Origin of the sequence: Desulfosporosinus sp. (genome assembly GCF_014237355.1) — a bacterium.
Classification (GTDB): domain Bacteria; phylum Bacillota; class Desulfitobacteriia; order Desulfitobacteriales; family Desulfitobacteriaceae; genus Desulfosporosinus.
The window spans coordinates 251,740-278,230 of record NZ_JABZFS010000076.1 but is presented as its reverse complement, the minus strand read 5'-3'; the positions used below and the strand labels follow the sequence as shown (position 1 = coordinate 278,230).

Annotated in this window: 28 protein-coding genes and 1 riboswitch; of the genes, 5 read left to right on the top strand and 23 right to left on the bottom strand. The window is 42.2% G+C overall.

Features of this window, described 5'->3' with window-relative positions; genetic code table 11:
* Positions 1 to 55: 55 nt before the first annotated feature.
* Positions 56 to 712 (bottom strand): TetR/AcrR family transcriptional regulator, encoded by a 657-nt coding sequence (locus tag HGJ98_RS18120; protein ID WP_291353087.1) that lies wholly within the window; start codon positions 710 to 712, stop codon positions 56 to 58.
* A gap of 295 nt (positions 713 to 1,007) precedes the next feature.
* Between HGJ98_RS18120 and HGJ98_RS18115 the strand changes: the two genes are divergently transcribed.
* Positions 1,008 to 1,553, top strand: a complete 546-nt coding sequence (locus tag HGJ98_RS18115; protein ID WP_291353086.1) for a hypothetical protein — start codon at positions 1,008 to 1,010, stop codon at positions 1,551 to 1,553.
* Positions 1,554 to 1,563: 10 nt separating this feature from the next.
* Here the strand turns inward: HGJ98_RS18115 and HGJ98_RS18110 are convergent, their stop codons facing one another.
* Positions 1,564 to 2,604 carry a putative sulfate exporter family transporter gene (locus HGJ98_RS18110; protein ID WP_291353085.1) on the bottom strand — a complete coding sequence of 347 codons (1,041 nt, stop codon included), beginning with the start codon at positions 2,602 to 2,604 and terminating at the stop codon, positions 1,564 to 1,566.
* A 238-nt stretch (positions 2,605 to 2,842) separates the two neighbouring features.
* On the opposite strand from HGJ98_RS18110, the gene HGJ98_RS18105 reads away from it, so the two are divergent.
* Both HGJ98_RS18105 and HGJ98_RS18100 read left to right on the top strand, forming a co-directional pair.
* Positions 2,843 to 3,766 (top strand): LysR family transcriptional regulator, encoded by a 924-nt coding sequence (locus HGJ98_RS18105; RefSeq protein WP_291353084.1) that lies wholly within the window; start codon positions 2,843 to 2,845, stop codon positions 3,764 to 3,766.
* Between the two features lie 204 nt (positions 3,767 to 3,970).
* Positions 3,971 to 4,783: a hypothetical protein gene (locus HGJ98_RS18100; RefSeq protein ID WP_291353083.1), complete on the top strand. Its 813-nt coding sequence runs from the start codon at positions 3,971 to 3,973 to the stop codon at positions 4,781 to 4,783.
* 60 nt (positions 4,784 to 4,843) lie between these two features.
* Here HGJ98_RS18100 and HGJ98_RS18095 read toward each other — a convergent pair whose 3' ends face one another.
* From HGJ98_RS18095 to HGJ98_RS18070, 6 genes are all read right to left on the bottom strand, one after another.
* Entirely contained in the window at positions 4,844 to 5,572 is a 729-nt protein-coding gene (locus HGJ98_RS18095; RefSeq protein WP_291353082.1) for a precorrin-6A/cobalt-precorrin-6A reductase, read from the bottom strand.
* A 24-nt stretch (positions 5,573 to 5,596) separates the two neighbouring features.
* Positions 5,597 to 6,451, bottom strand: coding sequence for an energy-coupling factor ABC transporter ATP-binding protein (locus HGJ98_RS18090; protein ID WP_291353081.1), 855 nt, complete (start codon positions 6,449 to 6,451; stop codon positions 5,597 to 5,599).
* A gap of 5 nt (positions 6,452 to 6,456) precedes the next feature.
* On the bottom strand, positions 6,457 to 7,227 hold the full coding sequence (gene cbiQ, locus HGJ98_RS18085) for a cobalt ECF transporter T component CbiQ (RefSeq protein WP_291353080.1): 771 nt from the start codon (positions 7,225 to 7,227) through the stop codon (positions 6,457 to 6,459).
* Complete coding sequence (locus HGJ98_RS18080; RefSeq protein ID WP_291353079.1) at positions 7,224 to 7,520, bottom strand: energy-coupling factor ABC transporter substrate-binding protein; 297 nt, start codon at positions 7,518 to 7,520, stop codon at positions 7,224 to 7,226. The genes cbiQ and HGJ98_RS18080 overlap by 4 nt, the downstream gene beginning before the upstream one ends.
* On the bottom strand, positions 7,517 to 8,299 hold the full coding sequence (locus HGJ98_RS18075) for an energy-coupling factor ABC transporter permease (protein WP_291353078.1): 783 nt from the start codon (positions 8,297 to 8,299) through the stop codon (positions 7,517 to 7,519). Before HGJ98_RS18075 ends, HGJ98_RS18080 begins: the two co-directional genes overlap by 4 nt.
* 333 nt (positions 8,300 to 8,632) lie before the next feature.
* Positions 8,633 to 8,816: riboswitch (cobalamin riboswitch) on the bottom strand.
* A 60-nt stretch (positions 8,817 to 8,876) separates the two neighbouring features.
* Positions 8,877 to 10,541 carry a ribonuclease J gene (locus tag HGJ98_RS18070; protein WP_291353077.1) on the bottom strand — a complete coding sequence of 555 codons (1,665 nt, stop codon included), beginning with the start codon at positions 10,539 to 10,541 and terminating at the stop codon, positions 8,877 to 8,879.
* A gap of 328 nt (positions 10,542 to 10,869) precedes the next feature.
* Here HGJ98_RS18070 and HGJ98_RS18065 point away from each other — a divergent pair, with 328 nt between their 5' ends.
* Both HGJ98_RS18065 and HGJ98_RS18060 read left to right on the top strand, forming a co-directional pair.
* A complete protein-coding gene (locus HGJ98_RS18065; protein WP_291353076.1) occupies positions 10,870 to 11,007 on the top strand; it encodes a DUF1540 domain-containing protein in 138 nt (45 codons plus the stop codon).
* Between the two features lie 171 nt (positions 11,008 to 11,178).
* Positions 11,179 to 11,697 carry a DUF6125 family protein gene (locus HGJ98_RS18060; protein WP_291353075.1) on the top strand — a complete coding sequence of 173 codons (519 nt, stop codon included), beginning with the start codon at positions 11,179 to 11,181 and terminating at the stop codon, positions 11,695 to 11,697.
* Between the two features lie 109 nt (positions 11,698 to 11,806).
* Here HGJ98_RS18060 and dapA read toward each other — a convergent pair whose 3' ends face one another.
* The 15 genes from dapA to HGJ98_RS17985 form a co-directional block, all read right to left on the bottom strand.
* Positions 11,807 to 12,760: a 4-hydroxy-tetrahydrodipicolinate synthase gene (gene dapA / locus HGJ98_RS18055; RefSeq protein ID WP_291353074.1), complete on the bottom strand. Its 954-nt coding sequence runs from the start codon at positions 12,758 to 12,760 to the stop codon at positions 11,807 to 11,809.
* 146 nt (positions 12,761 to 12,906) lie between these two features.
* Positions 12,907 to 14,133 carry an aspartate kinase gene (gene dapG, locus HGJ98_RS18050; RefSeq protein WP_291353073.1) on the bottom strand — a complete coding sequence of 409 codons (1,227 nt, stop codon included), beginning with the start codon at positions 14,131 to 14,133 and terminating at the stop codon, positions 12,907 to 12,909.
* A 300-nt stretch (positions 14,134 to 14,433) separates the two neighbouring features.
* Positions 14,434 to 15,423: an aspartate-semialdehyde dehydrogenase gene (locus HGJ98_RS18045; protein WP_291353072.1), complete on the bottom strand. Its 990-nt coding sequence runs from the start codon at positions 15,421 to 15,423 to the stop codon at positions 14,434 to 14,436.
* 93 nt (positions 15,424 to 15,516) lie between these two features.
* Positions 15,517 to 16,110, bottom strand: coding sequence for a dipicolinate synthase subunit B (locus HGJ98_RS18040; protein WP_291353071.1), 594 nt, complete (start codon positions 16,108 to 16,110; stop codon positions 15,517 to 15,519).
* A 4-nt stretch (positions 16,111 to 16,114) separates the two neighbouring features.
* Positions 16,115 to 17,032, bottom strand: a complete 918-nt coding sequence (gene dpsA, locus HGJ98_RS18035) for a dipicolinate synthase subunit DpsA (RefSeq protein ID WP_291353070.1) — start codon at positions 17,030 to 17,032, stop codon at positions 16,115 to 16,117.
* An 85-nt stretch (positions 17,033 to 17,117) separates the two neighbouring features.
* Positions 17,118 to 17,921 carry a 4-hydroxy-tetrahydrodipicolinate reductase gene (gene dapB, locus HGJ98_RS18030; RefSeq protein WP_291353069.1) on the bottom strand — a complete coding sequence of 268 codons (804 nt, stop codon included), beginning with the start codon at positions 17,919 to 17,921 and terminating at the stop codon, positions 17,118 to 17,120.
* Between the two features lie 111 nt (positions 17,922 to 18,032).
* On the bottom strand, positions 18,033 to 18,302 hold the full coding sequence (locus tag HGJ98_RS18025) for a YlmC/YmxH family sporulation protein (protein WP_291353068.1): 270 nt from the start codon (positions 18,300 to 18,302) through the stop codon (positions 18,033 to 18,035).
* Between the two features lie 17 nt (positions 18,303 to 18,319).
* A complete protein-coding gene (locus tag HGJ98_RS18020; RefSeq protein WP_291353067.1) occupies positions 18,320 to 18,625 on the bottom strand; it encodes a hypothetical protein in 306 nt (101 codons plus the stop codon).
* A 138-nt stretch (positions 18,626 to 18,763) separates the two neighbouring features.
* The gene (gene dut / locus HGJ98_RS18015) at positions 18,764 to 19,216 is read right to left on the bottom strand and encodes a dUTP diphosphatase (protein ID WP_291353066.1); all 453 of its coding nucleotides are present in this window, start codon (positions 19,214 to 19,216) and stop codon (positions 18,764 to 18,766) included.
* Between the two features lie 267 nt (positions 19,217 to 19,483).
* Entirely contained in the window at positions 19,484 to 20,752 is a 1,269-nt protein-coding gene (locus HGJ98_RS18010) for a pitrilysin family protein (RefSeq protein ID WP_291353065.1), read from the bottom strand.
* A 15-nt stretch (positions 20,753 to 20,767) separates the two neighbouring features.
* The gene (locus tag HGJ98_RS18005) at positions 20,768 to 21,934 is read right to left on the bottom strand and encodes a D-alanyl-D-alanine carboxypeptidase family protein (protein ID WP_291353064.1); all 1,167 of its coding nucleotides are present in this window, start codon (positions 21,932 to 21,934) and stop codon (positions 20,768 to 20,770) included.
* A 24-nt stretch (positions 21,935 to 21,958) separates the two neighbouring features.
* Positions 21,959 to 22,714: a polysaccharide deacetylase family protein gene (locus HGJ98_RS18000; RefSeq protein WP_291353063.1), complete on the bottom strand. Its 756-nt coding sequence runs from the start codon at positions 22,712 to 22,714 to the stop codon at positions 21,959 to 21,961.
* 80 nt (positions 22,715 to 22,794) lie between these two features.
* Positions 22,795 to 24,942 carry a polyribonucleotide nucleotidyltransferase gene (locus tag HGJ98_RS17995; RefSeq protein ID WP_291353062.1) on the bottom strand — a complete coding sequence of 716 codons (2,148 nt, stop codon included), beginning with the start codon at positions 24,940 to 24,942 and terminating at the stop codon, positions 22,795 to 22,797.
* Positions 24,943 to 25,150: 208 nt separating this feature from the next.
* Entirely contained in the window at positions 25,151 to 25,420 is a 270-nt protein-coding gene (rpsO, locus tag HGJ98_RS17990) for a 30S ribosomal protein S15 (RefSeq protein ID WP_252468833.1), read from the bottom strand.
* Positions 25,421 to 25,527: 107 nt separating this feature from the next.
* Positions 25,528 to 26,463 (bottom strand): bifunctional riboflavin kinase/FAD synthetase, encoded by a 936-nt coding sequence (locus HGJ98_RS17985; RefSeq protein ID WP_291353061.1) that lies wholly within the window; start codon positions 26,461 to 26,463, stop codon positions 25,528 to 25,530.
* Positions 26,464 to 26,491: the final 28 nt, after the last annotated feature.

Genomic DNA, 26,491 nt, shown 5'->3' with positions numbered 1-26,491 from the left:
CTAGATCCTTCGCTACTCTCAGGATGAAAGAATCGCTTAGATCCTTCGGTATCACTCAGTTTGACGCGGGTAACGCATGGTAATTCTGAGGGTACATTCCATACTTTAAGATTTCCATGTACTCCATGTATTCTGCCAGGATTTTATCGTAGTTATCTAACATCTCTCGTTCCTTACCTTTATAGTCTTTGAGATATTTTTCTCCGAGGGCTCCCAGAAAAAGCATGATAACTTGAATTGCCTTAGTGGGGTCCACATCGTTTCGGAACCTTGAATAATCAATATTCTCGAAGAACATCGGCATGAATTCCTTTGAGACTCGAATATATTTCATCTCAATCTCAGAACGCATGTCTTGAGGAGAACTTGCAAGCGCTTCCATGAATAGTTTAACTATATAGGGATGCTCTTGAGCTATCTTAAGCTTGATCACTCCTACTTCACTTACCCGTTGAAAGATATCCTTAGTCTCTGTTAATGGGTATTTCTTAAATTCATCCATTACTGTCTCAATACAGTAATCAATGATATAGAAAAAGAGACTTCGTTTATTCTTAAAATAATGAAACAAAATTCCTTTAGAAATAGCTGCTTCTTTAATTATCCTATTTGTTGAGGCTTGATCAAATCCTTTGTCAGCAAATTCATGAATACAGGCATTTAAAATGATTCTCTTCTTATCGTCCTTTAGATTCTCGAAGTTATCGTACAAAGTGTTCTCTCCTCGTAAGATTTTGCTTATGATGATAGGATTATACACCTCTTTTGACCAGGTGGTCAATGCTTGAAGAAACTAAAGAAAACAGGGGTATCCCCTGCTTCCATTATTATGATTCCGTCTTATATCAGTGTATTTAAAAATATTTATTACTTTCTCCTACTTTAGCAAAGGTGCTAACCTTGAGTCTTTGCCTATAAGTATATATATTACAACAACTAAATTTTCAGGCTAAAGATACCTCTAGATGGAAATAACTAAAGTACGTAAGCTAAAGGGGGGTAAACGCTTGGAAAAGATATTTTCACCCAACAGCATTATAGACTTAGGTCCTGCTAACTTAGTCATTGTACCTCTGTTAAATTCAAATCTCGATACTACAACCTTAAAAGTTTTTGAGCGAGAACACTATTTCGCGAATCCTAGTCCTCCTCTTAATGACGATCAAATTGCGGTTTATTCTATTTGTTCGAGTTGCTATGACCAGGCTGTTGAAGATATCCGCAATTTATACGAAGGATGGTCCAAAATCGATAAAACTGAGACCACGAATGTGATTGGTATTCATAATCAAAATCCTAGGATTCTGTATATCCAGTTTTCCCACGGCGAACGTTATTTCATCTATAAACGATGCTTAACCATCAATAAAGATATGGTTTACGAAGAGTTATTCGGCAAAAAACAAAGCCTCAGTCGACGTGCACTAAGCAGCGAGGATGAACAGTATCTTATTTCAAAGTTAAGATTTATGCCAAAAACGAAAAACGCAATAAGCTTTTATGCTTTCAAAGCCCACATTCGTACCCGAAGACATTTTGCCTTTTCCCATTAAGCTTAAAAGCCTACAAGCCAAACCACAGGAGCGTAAAGAAAGATACTGACGATATTAAGACCGAAGCAATGATCATTGCTCCAATTGGACGCAGCGCCCGGTTCCGTAAACTTGATAGATGGACATTAAGGCCTAATCCAACCATGGCTGCTGCCAGTAGGAAAGAGGATGCTTGGGAAATATCGTTTAAAACAACTTCAGGAATTGGCAGATAGGTTCCTGCTAAACTTGTTAATATGAATCCTACTAAAAACCAGGGAAAGGGTGCACTTTGATTGCCCTCCCCCTCTCCTTTGTGCTTCATCCAAAGGGAAAGGATTAAGCTAAGAGGGATCAGCAGAAATACTCTACCGAGCTTAGCCAGTAAGCCCATTGCCAAAACATCCTGACCCGCAGGCATGGAAGCCGCGGCCACATGAGCGATCTCATGTAAACTCATACCACTCCATACTGCGTATTCAACTGGGCCTATAGGCAAAATCGGCATAAGGAAGGTATAAGTTAAGGCGAAGAGTGTTCCGATTAGGGCGATAATGCCCGCTCCAATTGCGGTATCTTCGTCATTAGCCTTAAGAATAGGGGATACAGCGGCAATTGCAGCAGCTCCACACACTCCCGTACCAATACCTAGAAGCAAAGATAAGTTCAGGTCTGCTTTGAACAACTTCGCTAAGAGCATAGTTGTTGTAATTGCAATAACTATGATCATTGCGTCATAAACAAGAAGCATCCCGCCCTTGTTGAGAACCATATCAATATTTAGCTTGAATCCGTAGAGTACGATGGCAAAACGCATCAGGTAGCGTGCAGAAAACTGAATTCCTTCGCGAATACTTTCCGGGTAACCTATAAGATTTCGATAAATTACAGCAAGTAAGATGGCACTTAGCATTGCTCCGATTCGATTGATTCCTGGTAAGTCCCCCAACCATGTTCCGGTGGCAGCAAAAACCATTGTAAATAGAATTCCGATTATGAATCGGTTCCTTCTTTCTGGATCTATCACTAAAGCATTCTGAAAGCTTAAATTCTCTTTTGCTTGAAACCACATTGTCATTGTCCCCCTAATCATTCTCTATAGTAAACGTCTGGTTGCCTAAAAGGCTTGCGTCTCTATCTAAACTATAGATTGATTGGGGTTATGGAGCAATATAGGTTCCTTTAGGATATCATTAGAAAAACGTATTACTTCTTCATTCTAAAATGGTGTATTATTATGTCGAACCATATCGAACTATAATGGCACAGTTATGGTATAACAGTGCCTAATTGGACTTGAGGTGCAAATAATGATTGCTGATCCTTTAAAGATCTTTGTAACCGTAGCTGAACTTAAGAATTTTTCCCGTGCAGCTGAAGAACTCTTTTTATCCCAACCTAGTGTAAGTTTACAAATACGAAACTTAGAAAATGAACTAGGCTCGAAGCTCATTAATCGTTCTCCGAAGCATTTAGAGCTAACACAATCCGGCGAAATCCTTTATGGATTAGCTAAACAAATATTATCACTCTATGACAAGGCTAAACAGGAAATTAACCAGTTAACAACCACAGTCACTGGATCCCTTAAAGTTGGAGCTAGCTACACAATTGGAGAGTACATATTGCCCTTTGCATTGGCAGAATTTGCGGCTCAGTTTCCTAATGTAGACATCGATGCATCAATTGCCAATACGGTAGAGATTACTCAGGCAGTTCGCACTAATCATCTGGACCTCGCATTGGTAGAAGGGGAAGTTAATCACTCAGACCTTGAAATCCAGGCTTTGATGGAGGATGAGATTATTCTAGTTGTCCCTAACCAACATGCTTTAGCAAGACTCCCCATTGTCACTGCCGATCATCTTCAAGACCAAGTCTGGATTTTGAGAGAAACTGGCTCCGGAACACGTGACTTCAGCGACAAACTAATCAAAGATTGGAAGATTAATATAAAAAAATCCCATATCTTCGGTAGCAGTCAAGCTGTAAAACAGGCGGTTATTGCTGGTCTGGGCATCGCACTTGTTTCAAACTGGATTGTACGTAAAGAATTGAAGGCCAAGGAAATGACAGCTATCCGAATAAAAGGAAAACGATTAATCCGTTCGTTTTCCATAATCAGACCAAAAAATAGCGAAATGTCTAAAGCTATGAGAGTTTTTACAGATAACCTCCTTTCACATGACCTTATTTCTTCACTTATTGATAACAATTCTACCGAACCTAGTTGAGAATTAACCCCTGTAACAAAGTTACAGGGGTTGTTTTTTGCTTACTTAAGTTATAAAAAACTTCCATTACTAAGCAATTCCGAAGGAATTTTAAAGGAGTAGCTCGAAGACTACTTTAGGCTCTTTCTGACTTAGGTGATCTCCATGGACTAAAGGTACAGAGACACAATGTTTATCACTTCATGATTTAGAGGAGGAATCGCGATGAATCTCAAGAAAAGTATCCCCACTGCCGTTATGACTCTTATCCTGTCCCTCATGGCATTATATGCCTCTCTACTCGGAGTGTTGGATGAAACCCTTTACAAGGATGTATTCTTAGCAGGTTCCTTAGCTGAGAAATTAATTGCCGGTTCAATGGCCCAAGATATCATATCTATCCCAGCCTCCCTTATTTTAGCTTTTTTGTCTCTTTCTTTTATGAAACACCATGGGGAGAAAACCTTTATAGCCCTTCTAGGGTTGGCAGGGTACTTCTTGTATGGCTACGGACTCTATACCATCCAGGGACAGTACTCAACCCTTTATCTCGTCTACCTGGGCATTTTTGGTCTCTCCTTATACAGCCTTATCTTTGGACTTCTAAGTTTCGAACCCGAAAGTGTGAAGTATTATCAGTTGCCAAGGTCACTGCAAACAGCTATCAGTATTTTTATGATTCTCATCCTCATAGTCCTTGTACCTCTATGGATCATCTTTATTAACGCTGACATTGCCAAACATATCCCCCGGGATACTTATGCCGTTTTTCTTTTAGATTTATGTGTGGTCTTTCCTGCCTTCGGTATTATAATATATCAACTACTACGCAATAAACCATTTGGCAATATTCTCGCAGGAGTCGCACTCTTTAAGGCAGGAACACTCTGCCTTTCCGTAGCATTCGGGGAGTGGTTCGGACCACATTACGGCGGATATGAGGCAAATAGTTTTAATATTACACTTTTCGGAGTCTTGACGGCCGTTAGCCTTGTGCTTACTATCCTGTACATAAGGAAGCTGCGAACGCTCCAATAGAGAAGGGACAAGGCATATAATCCTTGTCCCTTTTTCCGGTTGTATATAAGTTGAAATACATTATGGGATAGGAAGATTAGCATCGATCCAATCTAACAATTCATGGACACTATTTACTGTTAATCCAATATTCGCATGGTTTCTTTTAATAAGTACTATGTCTAAACCCAACTCTAAGGCAGCCGAGATTTTCGTATCTGTTCCCCCTGCAGCCCCACTATCACGAGTCAAAAGAATATCAGCTCCATAAAATTTCAGAGATACTTTATTGATCTCTTTTGAAAATTGGCCTTGCATAGCAACAATATTTCTAGGCGGTATACCCATGTCTTGGCACTTCTGTACCAAACGTCCTTCCGGTAGAACCCTTACAACAATACGAGCCAATCGGGCAAAAGGGCTTCGTATAATACTTTCCAATTGGTGACTTCCCGTTGTGACAAAAACCGTTATTGGTCTCCCTTTTTCTTGATGTAAAGCTCCTACGCGCTGTTCCAATTGGAGCAGTGCTTCCTCCCAGTTGCGGACTGTATATATTAAAGGGCTAACAGGAATGATTGTCTCAGGTCTTTCTAAGCGAAGATAAGGAATATCCCGTTGATCGCACCATTGACGCAAACTGGCAAACTTTACACTACTCGAAGGAGGGCTGGCATCTATGATCAAGGAAGGCATATATAGACAGGTTTTTTCACTCCACGTTTGCATCCGTGTTAGCTCTAGCCTTCTGCTATTAAGACATTCACTAATCTCACGGGCCGCGGCAGTTTCCCCTAAAAGTAATATCATGGTGTCCTCCATTAAGCTGTTGATCTAAGCTGTTTGCTGCCCGCTCTTAATCGGTATGATCTTAAATAAATCTTCTTTTGATTTCGGCAAAGGAGTAGACGGAAGTATCCATCCTTTCTTTAGCAACTCATTATATGTCTCAATCAGCCATGGCATTGTCAAATCAGCGTGTTGTACAAGCTCTGACCTTGAAAATAATTCGCCGGGTAATCCTTGGGCAATGATTTCTCCACGGTACATAATGGCTAAACGATCTGACCAACTATAGGCTAAATCCACATCATGAGTGGATAGAATAATCGTCTTACCTTTGTCACTTAACTTAGTTAATAGTTGCATAAATTCCTGAGAGTGCCGAGGATCCATTCCGGCGGTTGGTTCATCAAAAATAATGACATCGGGTTCCATAGCCAGAACACCCGCAATGGAAACACGTTTTTTCTGTCCGTAGCTTAACAAATGAGTGGGCTTATCTTGAAGATCTGTGGTTTCTGTATCTATTAGAGCTTGTTTAACTCTCTCTGTTACTTTTTCTTCTGAAAGTCCCAGATTGAGTGGGCCAAAAGAGATGTCCTGCCAAACACTGGCGGAAAACAATTGACTATCAGGATCCTGGAAGACGATTCCTACTTTCTTACGTAATTCTATTAATGCTTTGTTTTTGTAGGAAATTTCCTCACCCTGGTATTTAATACACCCTGAATCCGGTCGATAAATCCCGTTCATCTGCATGAATAACGTGGACTTTCCGGCACCGTTCGAACCTAAAATAGCCAGCTTCTCTCCCTGATGAATCGGTAAATTCACGTTACGTAAAGCGTTTGTGCCGTCTGGATAAGAATACTGTAAATTAACTGCTTCTAGTATGTACTTCGACAAACGCATTACCTCCAAAGAAAATTTATTAAGATTAAAAAAATTTCAAGCACTGTAATAATAACATAATTTTTCGGATTAATTGGATATTTTTTGGTCAGAACCCTAATTTCTCCCGTGTATCCTCGCGCTGACATTGAATCGTAAAGATCTCGTGATTTTAGGAACATCTTGCCGATAAGCGCTGAGAAGAGCTGACTTATCGAACGATAGGTACTTTTCATCGAAACATACCCTAGTCGGGAGGATTGAGCTCGGCGTATGGTGATGGCTGTATCCATAAAGACAAAGATAAAGCGATAGATAAGCACCATTAATTCTGTAATAATATAAGGAACTTTGATCTTATGAAGGATTGTTATTAGTTCGGTGATCGGAGTCGTAAGAGCTAGAAAGTAAAGGCAAGAAACCGCTCCTAAGGATTTGAGAAAGAGATGAACTGCTTGGACAAGGTCGGGATAGTGTATTCCGATAGTATAACCGTACAGGTTCTGGTAAAGCCAAAGACCTGAGGGATCCGTCGAAACCGTAACGACGATTGTGACTACACTAATCAGTAGAAAGGCGAGAGGAATCAGCAAAAGCTTGATAAAAACCCGAGCTGGAATCCCCGCTTTAACAATAATTCCTCCTGCCATTAATGCTAATATGACCAGAGGGGTAAGGATTGTTGGAGATGTTATACAAATGACCATGGTCATTATTGCAAATAGACTTTTTTCCGAGGGGTGAACTGTTTTTAACTGATTATTATATGCGTAAGAATCGATAGCTATCACGTTTGATCCCTCTTGCCCATACTATTTTTACCTTTTTTAAACCCAATATAATAAAAGACAAACCCACTTCCGAGAGCAGCCTGTAATGCAAACAAAAAAGATTCAACCTCTCCGCTTGGGGGTTCCCAGAATGACTCAAACCAAGGCGAGTAATTAGAGTTGAGGGTGCTGATCATCTCTGATGCTTGAGTATCAGCACCACTAAATTCAGCACCACGCGCAATATAAAGCGGCGCAAAAGCCAGTAGAACAACGAAAAATAAAAGTATCATATTTTTAGTCAACGGTTTCATGCTTTTATTCCCCCTTTTACGGTAGATATAGCCTTTCCTGTAAAGGCAGTTAAAACCTGCAACTCTTTTTGACTATAGGTATTGAGAATATTAAATACCATGACAGTAAGCAAACCTTCGCTGATAGCTAAAGGAAGCTGAGTGAAGGCAAAAACACCCAAGAATTTAAGTATTGATGCCAGTACCCCGCCCGTAGCTGGGAAAGCTAAACCTAATTGAATAGAGGTTGTAACATAGGTCATTACATTTCCTAAAGTAGCAGCAGTAAAAATTGAAAGCCATTGGGGAGCTCCCAATTTCTTTAGGCCTCTATAAGTACCGTAAGCAACGAAAGGACCAACCACCCCCATAGAAAACGTATTTGCGCCAAGGGTTGTTATCCCACCATGAGCCAGCAAAAGAGCTTGAAACGTTAACACAATCATCCCTAATACGGTCATAGCTGTAGGACCAAACAAGATAGAACCCAGGCCGACTCCAGTCGGATGAGAAGAACTACCGGTTACTGAAGGAATCTTTAAGGCGGATAGCACAAAGGCAAACGCCCCAGCCAGGCCAAGTAACATCTTTAGATTAGGATAGAGCGCAATGGTCCTTTTGATTGATCGTACTCCAGCAATAACAAAAGGGATCATAGCAACCCACCAAAAAGCTGCCCAGTTGAAGGGTAAAAAGCCCTCCATAATATGCATGGCATAAGCATCCTTCGGAAAGATGATATAGATTGCCAGTACATAAACTAATAGTAACCCAAATGCTTTTATTCTATGAGAATTCATTTATGTAACAACTCCTTTCATAGCGACCCAACTCTTACACTTTGTCCTCTGATGTTGTAAACCTCAGACAATAAGTTAAATCTGATTAAAAAATAACGAGACAACCTCACATTACTCGACTTTAAAGACAGCAATGTACTGGTTGCCTCGAACTATACGGTCTCTTCCACTTTCAAGTAGCACTCGCATTTTGAAGCAGATCCCGCTTGCACAAGACTTCTACCCGCAGGTCGGTTTCCCTCAGGAAACCATTATGTAAACGATAAATAGTTAAAGCCCTCCATGAGATGGAGGGCTGAATTAACATATAAACCCTGCCACCCATCCATCGTGAGTTAAAGCATGCGAGCAGTCAGGTCTCCTGGCTTAGGTTCCTCGTTTATGCCTCCTTCCCAAGTTTCCTCAGTGGATATGGCAATAAACTCCCCATTTACAGTGGCGGGACCGCGCCGGATTCACACCGGCTTCCCTGTTTAATTTTTCTGAAAGAAAAATTAACTTGCTCGAACTATTCACTTTTTATAAATTTAACACGAAAACTCTCCCTAGTCAAGCAAGAGTTTTCTCAATTTGCTAACTATTCAACCTCTTGAATTATTGGCAGAATCACAGGTCTGCGCCGTGTTTTTTCGTAAAAGTGTTTACTTAAAACATCACGAATCTGGTTTTTTAAGACAGCCCATTCCGTAATCCGATTTTCTCGGCATCGTGCCATAGTCTGCCGAATTTTTTGTTTAGCTTCATCTAACATTGACTCCGATTCACGAACATATACAAAGCCCCGTGTTACAACATCCGGTCCTGCAACTATTCCACCACTTGAGCGGCTTATAGTCATTACGACGATTAGAATGCCATCTTGGGAGAGTTGTTTACGATCTCGTAAAACAATATTCCCGACATCACCAATCCCTAAGCCATCAATCAAGACCTTACCTGCCATAACCTTGTTGCCTAAAGCTGCACCATGACGAGTAAACTCAACGACTCCGCCATTTTCAGTAATAAAAATATTTTCTCTTGGGATTCCAAGCTGCTCAGCTAATTGAGCATGCTTGATCAACATGCGATACTCCCCATGGACTGGCATAAAATATTGCGGTCGGACCATACTTAACATTAACTTTTGCTCTTCTTGGCTCGCGTGGCCCGATACGTGCATTCCCTCTGCCGATTCATAGATTACGTTTGCTCCGAGCTTAAATAACTGATCCACGGTTTTTGCCACAGACTTTTCATTGCCTGGTATTGGGCTGGCTGAAATGATGACCGTATCCCCTGGTTGAATCGCTACATGTCGATGGTCATGGTTGGCCATTCGGGTCAAGGCGGACATCGGTTCACCTTGGCTTCCTGTTGTTAAAATACAAGCTTGATTTCCAGGCAAGCCGATGATTTCATCTATATCCATCAGGGTTCCCTCTGGAATATCTAGATATCCAAGTTCCTCGGCAATTCCTACGATGTTCACCATACTTCGTCCCACAACCGCTACCTTGCGGTTGGTATTAACGGCAGCAGTGATAGCCTGTTGGAGGCGATATACGTTGGATGCAAAGCTAGCGAGAATAACACGATCCTTAGCATTGCGAAATGCTTCATCAATCATCTCCCCAACATGGCTTTCTGACGGCGTAAATCCAGCTCTTTCCACATTCGTGCTATCAGATAGTAAACACAAAACTCCTTTGTCCCCAAGTTCTGAGAACTTGTGGATGTCGAGGATTTCGCCAGAAACAGGCGTATGATCCAGTTTAAAGTCCCCCGTCACAACGACCGTACCTAGCGGGGAATGGATAGCTATCGATACTGAGTCAGGTATACTGTGGTTGACACGAATAAATTCAATGCGAAAAACTCCGAGCTTAATAACATCGCGAGGTTGTACAACCGTTGATTGAATGTTATTTAAGTTATTTTCTTTCATCTTGGATTGTATGATTCCCAAGGTTAAACGTGTTCCGAAAACGGGCACATCCAAATCTCTCAACAAATATGGAAGGGCACCGATATGATCTTCGTGTCCGTGGGTGAGTAAAATGCCTAATAGCATCTCTTTGTGCTCAATCAAGTATGTGTAGTCAGGTATGACAATATCTATTCCGAGCATATCATCATCTGGAAACGCTAATCCTGCATCAACTAATACCATTTGATTATCATAGCGAATTACTGTCATGTTCTTTCCAATTTCACCAAGTCCACCTAGGGGAATAATTTGTAATTTATGTTCTTTTGGCAATCAAATCCACCTCCAATTATATATATCTCTTGTGCCTAAAAAGCTACGGGATCCCCGTGGTTTCTTCGAAGCCCAAAATAAAGCAACAAAAAGACGCGAAATAACATAACGAACACACGACGCCCAGTATTCGCCAGTACTTCGATAATCATCTATGAAACTAGCCGCACAATCAAGATACTACATTATAGCGCGAAAAACGAAGGCATGCAAGTTAGTTCATATTCTCTCAAAGCACCTAAAATACGCTATTCTGACAGGGAATATGTATTAAAAACCATAATTCGGGAACTATAGCCTTGATGTCGTTTAGAAAGGTGGAATAGTAATGACCAATGTTGTTTGTTCTGCAACCCAATGTAATCATAATGAGGATGGACACTGTCAGCTTGAAACATTAAGTGTTACATCCAGTCTAATGGATCGTGAGGCTGAGTGTGCTTTTTACGAGCCCGGAGATAAATAATCCGTGCCATCTTAATCATTAGCTTATGAATTACTCATTAAGTCATCACCTCTTTTGGTGATGGCTTATTATTATTTTGGTAGCAGGAATTTACAATCAGCTAGAGAATACTATCTTAATATATAAAATATTCAATCATCTACTAGTTATGTAGTGAAGGGAGCTAAAAAAATGTTAAATTCTAAGGAAGATCTTACCAGAGACCAAGCTTTAGCTTTATTAGAGGACTTTGCCGTGCGTTGGTTAGCACACGATGGGCTTTGGTTCCAAGCCATTGAGAAGGCGCGGGGGCTCGACGAAGCAGTCGAGCATGATATTGAGGCTTGGCGAAATTTCACTGTCTTAGAGGCTAAACGCATCATGAAGTTTTTGAGTTTACCTAAGGATGGTGGGCTTGACGCCTTAGAAAGAGCACTTAAATTTAGACTTTATGCCTTTATTAATGTGCAAGAGTGCTTAAGGCCTGATGATCACACCTTAATTTTCCACATGAAAGATTGCCGAGTCCAATCTGCTCGAAAGCGAAAGAATATGCCTGACCATCCTTGTAAGCCCGTGGGTGAAGTCGAGTACTCCTTATTTGCTTCTACCATCGACTCAAGAATTAAGACAAGCTGCATCGCTTGTCCCCCCGACCCCCATCCAGAAGAATTCTATTGTGGCTGGAAGTTTACCCTGAACGAAGAGTAAAGGGCTGTCCTACAATTGTACAATAAAAAACAAGCGTTCTCACTCCACTTAACAGTGAAAGGAGAACGCCTTTTGATTGTGTAACACTTTGTATTTGGAAACCAGTCTATTAGACGATTGGGTAGCTTGGTTTCTCAGAAGCAACTTTCAATTCTGATAAACGCCCTTGAGTTGTATTATTGGCCTTCGATGGTTTAATACTTTTCAAAAGATCTTTCAGAAACTTGATTTCTTCAGCTGTTGCCTCAGCTAAGGGCAAACGAACTCCGCCAGCTTTGATGCCAATCATATTCATAAGTGCTTTAATAGGAACTGGATTTGATGTGACAAATATACCTTTGAAGATTGGATAGAGTTCTAAATGCCACTTTGTTGCAAGGGCTGTATCCCCATCAAACCATGCGTCGACCATTGCCTTCATCTCGTTTCCGATGATATGGGCGGCAACACTTACAATACCACTACACCCTAAAGCCAGCATTGGTAAGGTCATGGAATCATCTCCGCTGTAAACTTCAAACCCAGCGGGTAATAACCTCTTAAGCTCACTAACTTGATCAAGGGAACCTGCTGCTTCTTTTAAAGAAACTATGTTTGGAATTTCAGATAATCGCTTGACCGTATCGGGCAATAAATTAGCGGATGTTCTACCGGGAACATTGTAAAGCATTAATGGTAAGGGTGTCGCCTCAGCGATGGCCTTGAAGTGTTGAAACATACCCTCTTGAGAAGGTTTATTATAATAGGGTACAACGGCCATCACTCCATCAACACCCGTTGTAGATGCCTGGCGAGCAAGCGAAATACTCGAATTAGTCGAATTTGACCCGATTCCTGCAATCACGGTTGCCTTTGATCCTAAGGACTCTTTCACTACCTTAAAAAGTTTAAGTTTCTCCTGATCTGTTACTGTGGGAGATTCTCCTGTCGTACCACAGACTACAACCCCATCGGACCCGTGGTCAACTAAATAATGAGCTAAGCGTACGGCTTCTTGATAATTTACCTCTAACTCTTCGTTCATGGGAGTTACCATGGCGGTCAAGATTCTTCCAAAAGACATCTTTCTCATCCTTTCTGGAGGCTTCTCCGCTGAGTTAAAACGTGGGTCGACAATGTCTGCAAGAAGGACTAATACGTGGGGCGACAATGTCTTCCTGTGTGGTGGGCGCCAGACAAAATTTCTTTACTGGGTTCCCAATTTGCATACTATATGTCTAACTTGAACTTTTTGTGCAAGGCTTGTACTGCTGTCGCCATATCTTCCTGATGAACCAATACCCAAATCGTCGTATGGGAATCAGCCGATTGAAGGATAGTCACTCCAGCATCCGAAAGTGCCTCAACCATATCCGCCATAACACCTGGTACACCTGCAATTCCAGCCCCTACTATGGACACTTTTGCACAGCTAGGCACAACGTCAGGCTCAAAATCCATATTTTGTAATATCTTGACAGCCTTTGCTGCGACTTCATCAGAAACGGTATAAAGCACGGATTCCGGTTGCACACTAATAAAATCGACACTTATATCAGCTAAGGCCATTGCTTTAAAAATTCGTTTATCCGTAAGTTGTTTATTCGACATATCCACAGTTAGTATTCTTAGTTGCGTGACATTGGGTGTATGTGCAATCCCAGCGATTATTCGATCATTAGTAATATCCGTTCCTACTTCTCGATCTGGGTGCATGTTAGTAACCAATGTACCAGGGGCTTCCGAAAATGTCGATTTTATTCTCAGCGGGATATTCCGTTGCATTGCGATTTCCACTGCCCGGGGATGAATGACTTTAGCTCCTTGATAAGCCAATTGACATATTTCGTTGTAAGTGACGGTATCTAAGATACGTGCATTCTCTACGATCCTAGGATCCGCTGTCATAATTCCTTCGACATCAGTGTAGATATCGATTGATTCTGCATCAAGGGCAACCCCAAGTGCTGAAGCGGTAGTATCGCTTCCTCCGCGCCCAAGGGTTGTGATTTGACCGCCTTCCGTGACTCCTTGAAACCCTGTCACGACAACCACATTACCTTCTGCCAATTGCTCAAGTATCCGACCCGGCTCAACTCGTATTATCCGGGCATCCCCAAAGTCATTATTAGTAATTATCCCTGCTTGCCCTCCTGTTAAGAGAACCGCCTCAAAACCCAGACTGTTTAATGTGCTTACTAAGACAGTTCCTGAGATTACTTCACCGCAACTCATTAGAAGATCTAACTCACGTTTAGGTAAGTCAGGGTGTATTGCTTTGACCATACTCAAAAACGTATCCGTTGCGTAAGGGTCACCAGAACGTCCAATTGCCGATACCACAATAACTGGAGAATATCCTTCCTGAACAGCTTCCGAAACTTTGGAAACCACCTGAGCTCTCCGCTCTTCTGTAGCAAGGGAGGTACCACCAAACTTCTGTACTAAGATTCGCAACTCCCAACCCCCCTTTTCGTGGTTCGAGGTTCGATATTCGTGGTTCGAACCCCAACCGCTAACTTTCTTTTATCTAAGTTTTCCAGTCTTTGATCATCAATCATCGTATAATACCCTAAAACTGGGCATTAACTACCAAGCAATTCGAACTCAATCTTTGACCCTCGTACTTCGGACCACAGCAACTTATGTCAGATTTGTATCAAGGGCTACAAATACGCACCTCGCTTAAAACCTTATCTTGATTCTCAGCCAAGCACTCTAAATCTCGAACCACGAACCACCAACCACGAATATCGATTACAGTAGTAGCTCTGCAATCTGTACGGCGTTTGTTGCTGCGCCTTTACGAATTTGATCCCCTACTACCCACATATTGAATCCCTGAGGAATAGAGAAATCTTTACGCAAGCGTCCTACATAGACTTCATCTTTATCTGAACTAAACCAGGGCATCGGATATTGATCCTTACTAGGATCATCGATCACTATAACACCGGGAGCTTTACTTAATGCCTCACGTACTTCTGAAACACTGACTAACCTATCTGTCTCCACATTAATGGATTCCGAATGACTGCGGAACACTGGAACACGAACTGTTGTGGCAGTGATTGCCATATTGGGTACATGGAAAATCTTTTGAGTTTCTTTAACCATTTTCCACTCTTCTTTGGTATAGTCGCCCTCTTGAAATACATCAATACGCGGAACGAGATTGAAGGCAATTTGATGGGGAAAAACCCCCGGTATAAGCTCCCCTCCCTGAGACCAAGCTTTTACCTGTTCACCTAATTCTTCGATTCCTTCCCTTCCAGCTCCAGAAACTGCTTGATACGTGGAAACCACCACACGACGGATTCCAGCTAAATCATAAAGTGGTTTGAGGGCGACGACCATAATAATGGTGGAACAATTAGGGTTAGCAATAATCCCCTTATGCCATTTTACATCTTCTGGATTAACCTCGGGTACTACAAGCGGCACTTCCGGGTCAAGTCGAAAAGCGCTGCTGTTATCGATTACAACTGCTCCACTATCTACAGCGGAACGGGCATATTCTGTACTCGCTGATCCACCTGCAAAGAGAGCAATGTCTATTCCTTTAAAACTCTCGTGAGTCGTCTCCTGGACCTCTAATTCCTGACCTTGCCAGGTAATGCGTTTCCCTGCAGAACGTTTGGATGCTAATAACCTCAGTTCATTGACCGGAAACTTACGCTCGGCGAGAATTTTTAGAAACTCTTGTCCTACTGCACCTGTGGCTCCAACAATTGCTACATTAGACATTACTTATGTTCCTCCTTACATTTATCTAGGATCGAGACTAGGTAGGGGGTGCCCTACTGAATCAGCAAGGCACCTTGTGTTCTCAAAAGATGATCATTTTGCCGAATAATCCACTAGTACCGGTTGAATTTGTTTTCCAGCATAAGCCATGAGGATCGTATCTGGAATTTTATCCATATGCGCCACTAAAGAATTCGCTTTATCTACTGGATTATCTTGCCCAAAGGGCACTAAGAAAATATTTTTTGTAATGAGTAAGGTTCCAATATTACGAGCATTTAATCCTAGTCCATCATTACTAGAGATAGCTAATACCAAAGGCCTCTGATTTCGAAGATGAGATTTTGCTGCCATCAGCACCGGGGTATCAATAATGCCGTTGGCAAGTTTTGCTAATGTGTTTCCGGTACAGGGAGCAATTACTACACAATCAAACATCTTCTTGGGTCCAACGGGCTCAGCTTGGGGAATCGATTGAATGATTTCCTTATGAGTGATGTCCCGAAATTGATGTTTCCAATCCTCAGCCTTGCCAAATCGCGTATCCATACTTTCAACAGAATAAGAGATAATTGGTGTTAACTCAGCACCTTCATCAACTAGGCGTTTCATAACTTGGGTAACCTCATGTATGGTACAGTGTGATCCTGTAATAGCAAACCCAATTTTTAACCCAGCAAACTTCATCCCTTTACACCTCCACTTTACAAGTAGTGTTCACTGTGGTCAAGTGACGAAGAATAAGTTGCGGGTAAATATGAGCAAGAATTCGTCCGGCTGTCTTAGGAGCTACAGTGCCTGGCAAGCCAGGAGCTAAGAGCGCTTTTATGCCTAGATTCTGAGCATACTCAAAATCTGTGCCTCCAGGTCTGGACGCCAAATCAACAATGACCGCATCTGGCGTGACCTTTTCTAACATCAGTCGATCCAAGACCTGATGGGGTACAGTGTTAAAGATGATTTCAGCGTGACCAATCTCATCTTTAAGATTTGCAAAGTCGACGGCATGTAGTCCCATCTCGACTGCACGTGCTAAATCGGAAGGCTTACGAGCAACACCAGTTACCCGGGCTCCAATTCCTTTTAACATGTGAGCTAGAGTCCAACCACAGCGACCTAAGCCAAGCACAAAACTATTGCTGCCATGAATTGTGATCGTTGTGGCTTCCATTGCCATTTGAATAGCTCCTTCTGCCGAAGGAATAGAATTAAGGATTACGAGCTCATCCAACCTAGAGGTTTCGACCAATTTGATACCTAAATTGTTGGCTTCTGACTTTAAATCTGGTCGCGCAAAGCCGATGACCAGTGGTACCTGTGCTGGAATGGCTTCAAGTACTTTCTTGTTTAAGACAATGGGTGAATCTGAGTATTTTGCTTTGACTACTCCACATTCATCTGTGCCGAACAACGGAAAAAGCAAGACATCCACTTGACCAACAGCCTCTTCCAGAGATGGCGCAAGCGTCATTCCCGAAATGGGAGAAGCCTTTTCGAATCCGACCCCGACTATGTAGGCTCCCTGTTGTTGAAGTTCGGAAATTAAATAGAGTTCCCGATCATCTCCCCCGATAACAGCACAACGAATTCCTTTCAAACCCGCACTCATTTTTTATGCCCCCTTTGAGACAGTGTCCAATTGACTACTATTCATTATATGAGGGTATGCAGGCTGCGGTTACGCTGAAAGTCATCTAATCGAGGAAATTATCCAGTCCTATTACGAGGTCGGTCAGTTCTGCAGATTTGCGTATACTCAGAATAATTCCAGGCATATAGGTCTCTCTGGAGAATGCATCATGCCTAATTGTCAGGGCCTGCCCCAGTCCACCGAATAAAACTTCTTGGTGGGCGATTAAACCAGGTAAACGCACGGAATGAATATGAATCCCTCCAAGGTCAGCACCACGGGCGCCTGGGATTTTTTCGTATTCATTCGGGTGCCCTTGAACCATGGGGGCACGAACCTCTAAGATCCCCTCCGCCGTTTTTAGGGCAGTTCCCGAGGGGGCATCTAATTTTTGATCATGGTGCATTTCGATAATATCAACATTCGGAAAATACTTTGAAGCTTCCCTGGCAAAACGCATCATTAAAATTGCTCCAATAGAAAAATTCGGAGCTAGAAAAGCTCCAACTTTTTCTTTTTCTACAAGAGTACGAATTTCACTGATCTCAGTTTCATCTAACCCGGTGGTTCCAATGACTGGAACCACTCCAGCCATAATTGCAGTCTTAGAATTTTTAAAAACGGACTGGGGATTGGTAAAATCAACTAAAACATCGGCTCTAGAAGAACGCAAAGATTCAAGCTCCAAGGGGCCTGTTATATCGATACCAACTCTGGGGGAACCAACGACAAACCCGACATCCATTCCCAAATGCCGTGTATCTGAAGCTCCTACTAAAAGGAGATCATCTTCTTTCAGTATAGAACGAATCACTTCTTGGCCCATCTTCCCACTTGCTCCAGCAACAAAAACACGAATTTTCTTCAACGAAACCCCTCCTGCGATGCTAAGGCAAAAACCCCGTTGCTTAACGCAATGCGGGGTTAAAGCTTTTCCATACATTTTATTGGGTATCACGTCCTCTGTCAAATTGAATTTTCACCGAATTCTATCGTTTCTATTCTGCAAATCAACGATAATAACCTCAGACCCTACTTTTTTCACGGTTTGCCACGGGATACTCAAGTGTTCACGCTCTCGATCCCCTTTAGAACCCCAAAAACCTGAAAACCCTCCTCGGGAAGTAAGGATGATCGCTTCAACAGATCCATTCAAAGAAATGTCAAGATCTGCATCCCCCACCAATCCCAATTTTGCGCCATCAAAGAGGTTAATGATTTCTTTCCCCGCCAGATCACTTAAAAGCATTGTATCCTCTCCCCTATTCACTTCCGCAAATTCATCCAGGCCTTTAATACAAAGGGTTGCAAAATAGCCAAAAATAAAGAAATAACTGCTAGTGGTTCAACAAAAAACACTGAGGTACTCCACCAATCTTCTGGTATCTTTAAAAAAGAAAACAAGAGTTCCAAGGATAGGTAAATCCCCCCTGCTGTGCCTACCAATTGACTTAAGGCAGCAGCCAGTACGTTTGATGAGGGCTGAGATGACCGCCACATCATCCTATATTTTCGTTCCCGGACAGATATAGAAATCCCAATAACCAGAAGTATAACCCCAAGGGCTTGCATTCTTCACTCCCCCTCATGGGGAGTTTATGAACAGACAAACTTTGTTAGAACAAAAAACAGAAGGATTTTACATCTGCCTTCTGTTAGAGTGTTCCCTATTTAAGTTTAGTCACGAAGTATAATGAATGAAGGTGATCGCTATATGCCCGTAGAACCGAATCCACCTGTTCCTCTCGCAGTTTCTTCAAGCTCAGAGACTTCTTCAAAGACTGCCTTGAAAACTGGCATAAATACCATTTGAGCTATTCTATCTCTAGGATTGATTACTACGTTTTGTTGACCTAGATTTTGCATCAGTACTTGAATTTCCCCTCGATAATCAGAATCGATAACTCCTACCCCATTCGTCAGTCCAATTGCGTACCGACTGGCTAGCCCGCTTCGAGCAAAAACAAATGCCACAACCTGCGGACCTGGAAGTTCAATAGCCAATCCAGTGGGGATTTTAACATTCTCCCCCGGACTCACGGTTAAGGATTCATTAATATCTGCACAAAGATCAACTCCTGCCGAGGCAGCTGTTGCATAGGTAGGAAGGGCCAACGAATTGTCCCTTACCCTTTTGATTTTTACCTTTATAGAGTTTAACACTAAAAGTCCCCCAAACTCGTTGTTCGATATTCGGTATTCGTGGTTCGATATACGACTGTGGCTCATTTGCTTTATAGTATTAAGACAATAAGTTGAATTTCATAAAGTTGTCATCCTGAACTTCAGCGAAAGATCTTACGGCTTCAGAGAAGATCCTTCACGACCTTCAGGATGACAATTAGGACGCACTTTTCTATTAATGAGTAGATGAGCTTCGGACTATTGTCCAGATATTCGAACCACGATCCTCGAACCACGGACCTCGATTTACTCCCATCCTGTTTGCTTCAACAAATCGGATAATATCACTTCATGTCCAGCAGGTCCTAGTGTCATAATACTGATTTTATCCTTTTGCCATAGGCGCTGAACCAAGCGCAAAACATCCTCGACAGTTACATTTTCCAGCTTCTCTACCACTTCCTCTGGTGAGAGTACACGATTGTAGGTTAACTCCGTCTTTCCAAGACGACTCATCCGACTGCTTACGGCTTCTAAGCCGAGATATAAGCCACCTTTTATTTGGGCTTTTATTCTAACTAATTCCTCAGAGCTAATTCCTTTTTGCTTAAACTTCAGTAATTCTTCGAGAATACAGGCGATGACTTCTTGAGTATTTTTTGGGCTCGTTCCCGCATAGATGGCGAATAACCCTGTATCCACGTAGGTTGAGTGATAAGAATACACTGAGTAAGCCAATCCACGCTGTTCCCTTATCTCCTGAAATAATCGAGAGCTTAATCCGCCACCCAGAATATTATTAAATATATGCATAGCATAGATATCCTCATCATCCTGACCTAGCCCCGGTACTCCCAAGATGATATGCATCTGTTCTGTATCTTTCTTCTGATTATATTCAATAGTGTGGCCTCTCGGTGTTTCCTCAAGTACTCTTCGCCCTCCTCGCTTAAATGTACCAAAGTGAGGGGAAAGCTTAGCTACAACATCCTCATGGTTTATTTTACCAGCGACAGAGATCACGACATTATCTGGAGCATAATGTTCCGTAAGAAAATGCATAATCTTGTCTCTATTCAGAGATCTTATGCTCTCTTCTGTTCCCAAAATAGGCTTTCCTAGGGGATGATCATTCCAGACATGCTCTGAAAAAACATCATGAATTAACTCATCAGGAGAATCTTCATACATTTTAATTTCTTCTATGACAACGTTCTTTTCTTTTTCAATTTCCTTTTCATCAAAGAGGGAAGAGAAAAACATATCACTCAAGACGTCAATAGCAAGGTCTAGATCTTCATCAAGTATTTTGGCATAGTAACAGGTATATTCTTTAGTGGTAAAGGCATTCAGCTGGCCACCAACCGCTTCTAAGGATTCCGCTAAAGCACGAGCACTTCGATGCTCTGTGCCTTTAAAAAACATGTGCTCAATAAAGTGAGAAATCCCCTCAAACCCTTCACGTTCATCTCGAGACCCGGCTCCTACCCATATTCCTATTGCAGCCGAACGAACGTGGTCAATTTCTTCTGTAATAATCCTAACTCCGTTAGGAAGCAGCGTCTTCTTATACAATTAATTCACTCCCTCTTACTTCCTCCAGTGAAGGGAAATAATCGTCTTCAGGAACGATCTTTCTTGGACTTCATTTTCACTAATTAATGGAACGCTTTTGATCTTTTGTTCCCCCAACCATACTTCGAATCGGCCTAATCGTTCTCCAGCATGAATAGTACTATTGGTTGGCTTCTCCCATTCAATACGAGTTACTAGTTTCTCACGGTTAGCCTTTGCTAGACTTAACTCTAGAGGATCCGACGTAAAGACTTTAACTGGCTTCTTGTCATGAGGGAATTCTGCAATAACCTGTCCAACCTCTGCTAGACGAACAGTCTCCGTGTTCTGGAAGCCCCACTCTAAAAGCTTCTTTGCATCTCCAAACCGATCTGGTGCATTCAGTACAACAACTAACAGCTGCCGTCCTTCCTTCGTAGCGGAAGCAACCAGACATTTTCCTGCCGCTGTCGTGGTCCCTGTTTTTATACCATCTGCATAGGGATAGTTCCAAAGTAATTTATTTGTGTTCCTAACATCCATGAAAACGTCCGGCTCAATAAAGTGAATTTCTGTTTCCTTCTGCCGGGTAATTGATTGAAATTGCGGTATCTGCAAACCATATCGAGCCATTAAAGCGAGATCATAGGCCGTGGAATAATGTTCTTTACGAGGCAGACCATTGGTATTTATGAAATTGGTATTTTCAGCGCCAAGAGCCAAGGCCTTACGATTCATAAATTTGACAAACTGTTCTTCACTTCCTGCAATGTGTTCTGCTATTGCTACACATGCATCATTACCAGAACGAACCAAGGCACCCGTTATAAGTTCATAAAGAGTAATTTTTTCTCCAGGGTCAAGATATATGGTTGATTCTCCAACAGCAGCCGCTTTGTCACTGACGGTAACAACTTCCTCCGGGCGACCAAGCTCAAATCCCAGGATAGCTGTCATTATTTTAGTGGTACTTGCCGGTGGACGACGTTTATGTGCCTGTTTACTAAAAAGAATGTCCCCTGTAGCCACGTCCATCAGAACAGTTGCATCAGCGGTTATTCTCGAGGGACCTGCTACAGTTACTGGCTTATCTACGGCCTTTTTGGCTGGAGCACCATATACAGGGTTTACCAGTAGTAAGCTTACGCTAATAACACTAAGAAGAACGCAGTACCAAGCCTGCGTGCACTTTAGCCTGATCATTTAACCACCTCAACTTTTAATTTGTCATAAGGTAGTATCTCCGCTCTGGTCATATGTTATTAGCTTATCAAGAGGTTGGAAAATATAACCCTCCAAGGTCAGTCGTTCGAGAATAACAGGCAAAGCTTTGACGGTATTAGCTTTAGGATGCATTAATACTATGGCACCGGACTTATTTGGCTTAATTCCAAATCGTATTGCTGGATTAACAATTCGTTTTATAATAATTTCCGGCGTACTGTCTGGTCGCCAATCCACCGTGTCTAGTGTCCATAGTATAGTCTTGTAGCCTAGTTCATCAGCTGCTCGAAGTCCAGGTACACCCTTTTCACCGTAAGGCGGTGCATACAGGTGGGTTTTCTTTCCGATAATTCCCTCAATAATGCTTTCTGTCTTTTTAATTTCTTCTCGGTTTGCCCCTACGGACAGTTGATCAGGATGTGGATGCGAATATCCATGATTTTCGATTTGGTGCCCTCGGTTAAACATTTCCTTTAATAATTCTGGGTTTTTCTTCGCCCAACGCCCGGTAACAAAAAAGGTCACAAACGCCTTTTTCTTATCTAATTCATCTAAGATCGGTGGTATAAATTCTTCGCCCCAATCTACATTGATCGTTAAAGCCATGATTTTCTGATCCGTCTTAATTTGCTCAATGGGCTTGGAAACTGGCGTGTTGGAAGTTGCAACCCAACGTTGCGCTAAAACCCCAGCAAGTAACAGAAAGAAAATCCCGCCAAACGAGAGTATTCGTCGCGAGATTTTTAAGTTAATGAACATATGCGTCCCCCCTTCCTTAACATTTATGCGGAAAGGAGGACTCAAAGACTGATCATTCGTGGTTATTTCATTAAAAATCCTTAAGGTTTTGGAATCGTTGGGTTTTCCTTACGAGGCATAGCTTCTTTACGAGATAAATTCAACCTACCTTGTTTGTCGATGGCAGTTGCTTTAACGGTAATCTCATCTCCAACTTTGACAATGTCTTCTACCTTTTCAACGCGTTCGTGAGCCAGCTGAGAGATATGGACTAACCCTTCCTTACCTGTAAGTCCCAAGACCCCTGGTATAACTTCTACAAAAGCACCAAAGTCCATAACCCTAGTTACTTTACCTTGATAGATTTTACCTACTTCTACTTCTTGAGTTAGGGCTTGAATAATTTTTAAAGCTTTGTCTCCACCCTCACCACCGACAGAAGAAATAAAGACACGACCATCATCCTCAATATCGATTTTGACATCCGTTTCCTCAACAATCTTCTTAATGGTTTTTCCGCCAGGTCCAATGACATCCCTAATTTTATCAGGATGAATCGTTGTGGTGATGATTCTTGGTGCATAGATAGAAAGTTGTGGACGTGGTTTATCCATTACAGCTAGCATCTTATCTAGAATAAAGAGGCGTCCTGCTTTAGCCTGGGTTAAAGCCCTTAATAGAATCTCTCTGGATACACCCGCAATTTTTATATCCATTTGCAAAGCAGTTACCCCTTTGCTGGTTCCTGCCACTTTGAAGTCCATATCCCCAAAGTGATCTTCCATACCCTGGATATCTGTAAGAATAGCAATCTGATCCTCTTCCTTAATGAGACCCATAGCAATGCCTGCTACAGGCGCTGAAATTGGAACTCCAGCATCCATAAGAGAAAGGGTGCTACCGCAAACCGACGCCATGGAACTCGATCCGTTGGATTCTAAGACCTCAGAAACTAAGCGAATGGTGTAAGGGAAGTCGTTTTCGTCCGGAAGCACAGGGAGCAAGGCACGCTCTGCTAAAGCACCATGACCAATTTCTCTTCGTCCGGGCCCTCGCATTGGCCTAGTCTCTCCCACGCTGTAGGGAGGGAAATTGTAATGATGTATATAACGTTTAGATCTCTCTAGGCCTAAACCGTCTAAAATCTGTTCATCTCTGGCAGCACCTAACGTCGCAACCGTCATGACCTGAGTTTGACCACGGGTGAATAAGCCTGTCCCATGGGTACGTGGGAGGATACCTACTTCGACAGTAATCGGGCGAACTTCATCCACTGCTCGGCCATCCGGTCTGATCTGTTCGTGGGTGATCAATTTTCGTACAATCTGATGCACAATATCTTCTAATACATTTTTGATAATTCTTGTGTCATCCGGAAACTCTGCTTCAAAATGACTCAAAGTATCAGCTTTAACTTCGTCGATGGCACCCTCCCGTGCTTTCTTCTCTTCTACACGGACGGCCTTATCTAATTTTTCGTAGGCATAGGCATTCACTGCCTCTACTATCGTTTCCGGGTTACCAGCAATGATCACTTCGAGCTTTTCTTTTGCCAGACCTAACTTCATGGCGTCTTCGCGGTACTCTTCGATAAACTTAGCAATCGTTTTGATTTCCTCATGTCCAAACATGATTGCTTCTAGGATTTTATCCTCTGGCACTTCATGAGCACTAGCTTCTACCATCATAACAGCCTCTTGTGTTCCGGCTACGGTAAGAAGCATTTCACTTTTTGCTGCTTGTTCTATAGTAGGATTAATAATGTATTCATCTTCTATTAGTCCAACGGTGACTGCTGCGATAGGGCCCTCGAAGGGTATGTTTGATATGGTTAATGCTGCTGATGCTGCATTGATAGCGGTTATATCTGTGGCAGAATCTTGATCAACTGACATAACAGTTGCTACTACCTGGACTTCATTACGAAAGCCTTGTGGGAACAACGGACGAATAGGGCGGTCAATCAAACGTGCTGACAGGGTTGCCTTTTCACTTGCTCTTCCTTCACGTTTAATAAATCCGCCTGGTATTTTCCCCGCGGCATACATGCGCTCTTCAAACTCAACCGTCAAGGGAAAGAAATCAATCCCCTCCCTAGCTACAGCACTGCAGGTCGCAAATGCAGTTACAACTGTATCCCCATAGCGGAGAAAAACCGCTCCTCCCGCTTGTTTACCTAGTTTACCAGTTTGGAAAGTCATAGTTCTCCCGCCAACTGAGAGTGACTTTTCAAGTATTTCCTGTTTCACAATGGAACCTCCTTAAATCTATTCAAATCCTTTTTAACTTGTTTCCTCTTCGACATATTCTTATTATTTCCTGCAATTTGCAGAAATAAAACAGAATTAGGAATAATATCTTTAAAAAGCATATGTACAATGCTCGTCCCGTCCCACCTTGCATAAAGGAGAAAGAAGCGGATCACGTAGATCCGCTTCTTTCTCCTTTTGGGATAGATTATTTTCGCAACCCAAGTACACCAATAATATTACGATACCGATCAAAATTAACATTCTTCAGATAGGTTAATAACGCACGTCTAGAACCGACCATTTTTAAAAGTCCACGGCGGGAATGGTGATCTTTCTTATGCGTCTTAAAGTGCTCTGTTAAATAGGTAATTCGCTCAGTGAGAAGCGCAATTTGCACTTCCGGAGACCCAGTATCTCCTTCGTGTTGTGCATGCTTTAAAATAATCTCTTGTTTTCTCTCAGGTGTCATCATTATAGTTTTCCTCCAATTTTTATAATTCCCAACTGCCCAGGTGAACGTTGGAGACTTCGTTTAGCCGAGTCAGCGGGTCCTAATAGTTTCTCAAGTAGTATACATGGTAATTATGGTTTTGTAAAGTTGCACAGTTCTAAGGTACTCTTGGCATTTGAACAATCCTTTTCTAACTGCGCTAAGAGTTCGTTTACCCCATTAAATTTTCGTTCATCACGTAAACGTTCTTCAAGCATTACCGTAATCTCTCTACCGTATAAGTCGCCGTCATAATTAAAGAAATGAACTTCTACCACAGTATCATACATTTCATGAAAGGTTGGTTTCATACCTATGTTCATCATCCCTAAAATGCGCGTGCCATCGATGGAACTCCAAACCGCATAAACCCCTCGCTTCGGAATCAAAAAATCCTCCGAAGTAAGGATATTAGCCGTGGGATAACCCAGTAGACGACCGCGTTCTTCGCCATGGATCACAGTTCCACGCAAGCAAGGAAGTCGACCTAGCAGAGAGCTCGCTAATCGAATATCTCCTTGAAGTAAGGCTTTACGAATGCTGCTAGAGGAAATCACTCTTCCCCCCATTGTCTGAGCCTGAAGTACACTAACTCCGAATCCATGCTGCTGCCCTAAGGCCTGAAGTAACTCAGGGTTCCCCTTACCCTGGGCACCGAATGAATAATTAAAACCCACCACAACATGAATCACTCCAAGGGGTAGGAGAATCTTTTCTACAAAGTGTTCTGGAGAAGTGTTTGCCATCTCCATGGTAAAGGGCAGATGGTAAACATTACGGACCCCAATCTCCTCCATATAAAGCAACCGCTCTTTAGTCGTCGACAATAGCTTTACTCCCCGTTCGGGAAATAATACTTTGAGTGGGTGGGGTTCAAAGATCAAAACGTCAAGCCCCACTCCTAAACGTTTAGCTTGTTCAAGTCCATGCTCAAGCAATCGTCGGTGTCCTATATGCACTCCATCAAAATTTCCTAACGCTAAGATACAAGGCTCCCTCTCTATAGGTAAACTAGTTCGAACTTGCACCGATTTGACCTCCTATTATATAAACTTG

What these genes read in the sequence shown, in the direction of transcription:
- HGJ98_RS18065 (WP_291353076.1), top strand. Translation starts at nt 10,870, where the DNA reads ATGACCAATGTTGTTTGTTCTGCAACCCAATGTAATCATAATGAGGAT.
- HGJ98_RS18000 (WP_291353063.1), bottom strand. Translation starts at nt 22,714, where the DNA reads ATGTTCATTAACTTAAAAATCTCGCGACGAATACTCTCGTTTGGCGGG.
- HGJ98_RS18075 (WP_291353078.1), bottom strand. Translation starts at nt 8,299, where the DNA reads ATGAATTCTCATAGAATAAAAGCATTTGGGTTACTATTAGTTTATGTA.
- HGJ98_RS18110 (WP_291353085.1), bottom strand. Translation starts at nt 2,604, where the DNA reads ATGTGGTTTCAAGCAAAAGAGAATTTAAGCTTTCAGAATGCTTTAGTG.
- HGJ98_RS18045 (WP_291353072.1), bottom strand. Translation starts at nt 15,423, where the DNA reads ATGTCTAATGTAGCAATTGTTGGAGCCACAGGTGCAGTAGGACAAGAG.
- HGJ98_RS18105 (WP_291353084.1), top strand. Translation starts at nt 2,843, where the DNA reads ATGATTGCTGATCCTTTAAAGATCTTTGTAACCGTAGCTGAACTTAAG.
- HGJ98_RS18040 (WP_291353071.1), bottom strand. Translation starts at nt 16,110, where the DNA reads ATGAAGTTTGCTGGGTTAAAAATTGGGTTTGCTATTACAGGATCACAC.
- dpsA (WP_291353070.1), bottom strand. Translation starts at nt 17,032, where the DNA reads ATGAGTGCGGGTTTGAAAGGAATTCGTTGTGCTGTTATCGGGGGAGAT.
- HGJ98_RS18025 (WP_291353068.1), bottom strand. Translation starts at nt 18,302, where the DNA reads ATGCTTTTAAGTGATCTGGCGGGGAAAGAAATCATTAACCTCTTTGAT.
- HGJ98_RS18020 (WP_291353067.1), bottom strand. Translation starts at nt 18,625, where the DNA reads ATGCAAGCCCTTGGGGTTATACTTCTGGTTATTGGGATTTCTATATCT.
- HGJ98_RS18080 (WP_291353079.1), bottom strand. Translation starts at nt 7,520, where the DNA reads ATGAAACCGTTGACTAAAAATATGATACTTTTATTTTTCGTTGTTCTA.
- dapA (WP_291353074.1), bottom strand. Translation starts at nt 12,760, where the DNA reads ATGTCTTTTGGAAGAATCTTGACCGCCATGGTAACTCCCATGAACGAA.
- HGJ98_RS18095 (WP_291353082.1), bottom strand. Translation starts at nt 5,572, where the DNA reads ATGATATTACTTTTAGGGGAAACTGCCGCGGCCCGTGAGATTAGTGAA.
- HGJ98_RS18060 (WP_291353075.1), top strand. Translation starts at nt 11,179, where the DNA reads ATGTTAAATTCTAAGGAAGATCTTACCAGAGACCAAGCTTTAGCTTTA.
- HGJ98_RS18005 (WP_291353064.1), bottom strand. Translation starts at nt 21,934, where the DNA reads ATGATCAGGCTAAAGTGCACGCAGGCTTGGTACTGCGTTCTTCTTAGT.
- HGJ98_RS18100 (WP_291353083.1), top strand. Translation starts at nt 3,971, where the DNA reads ATGAATCTCAAGAAAAGTATCCCCACTGCCGTTATGACTCTTATCCTG.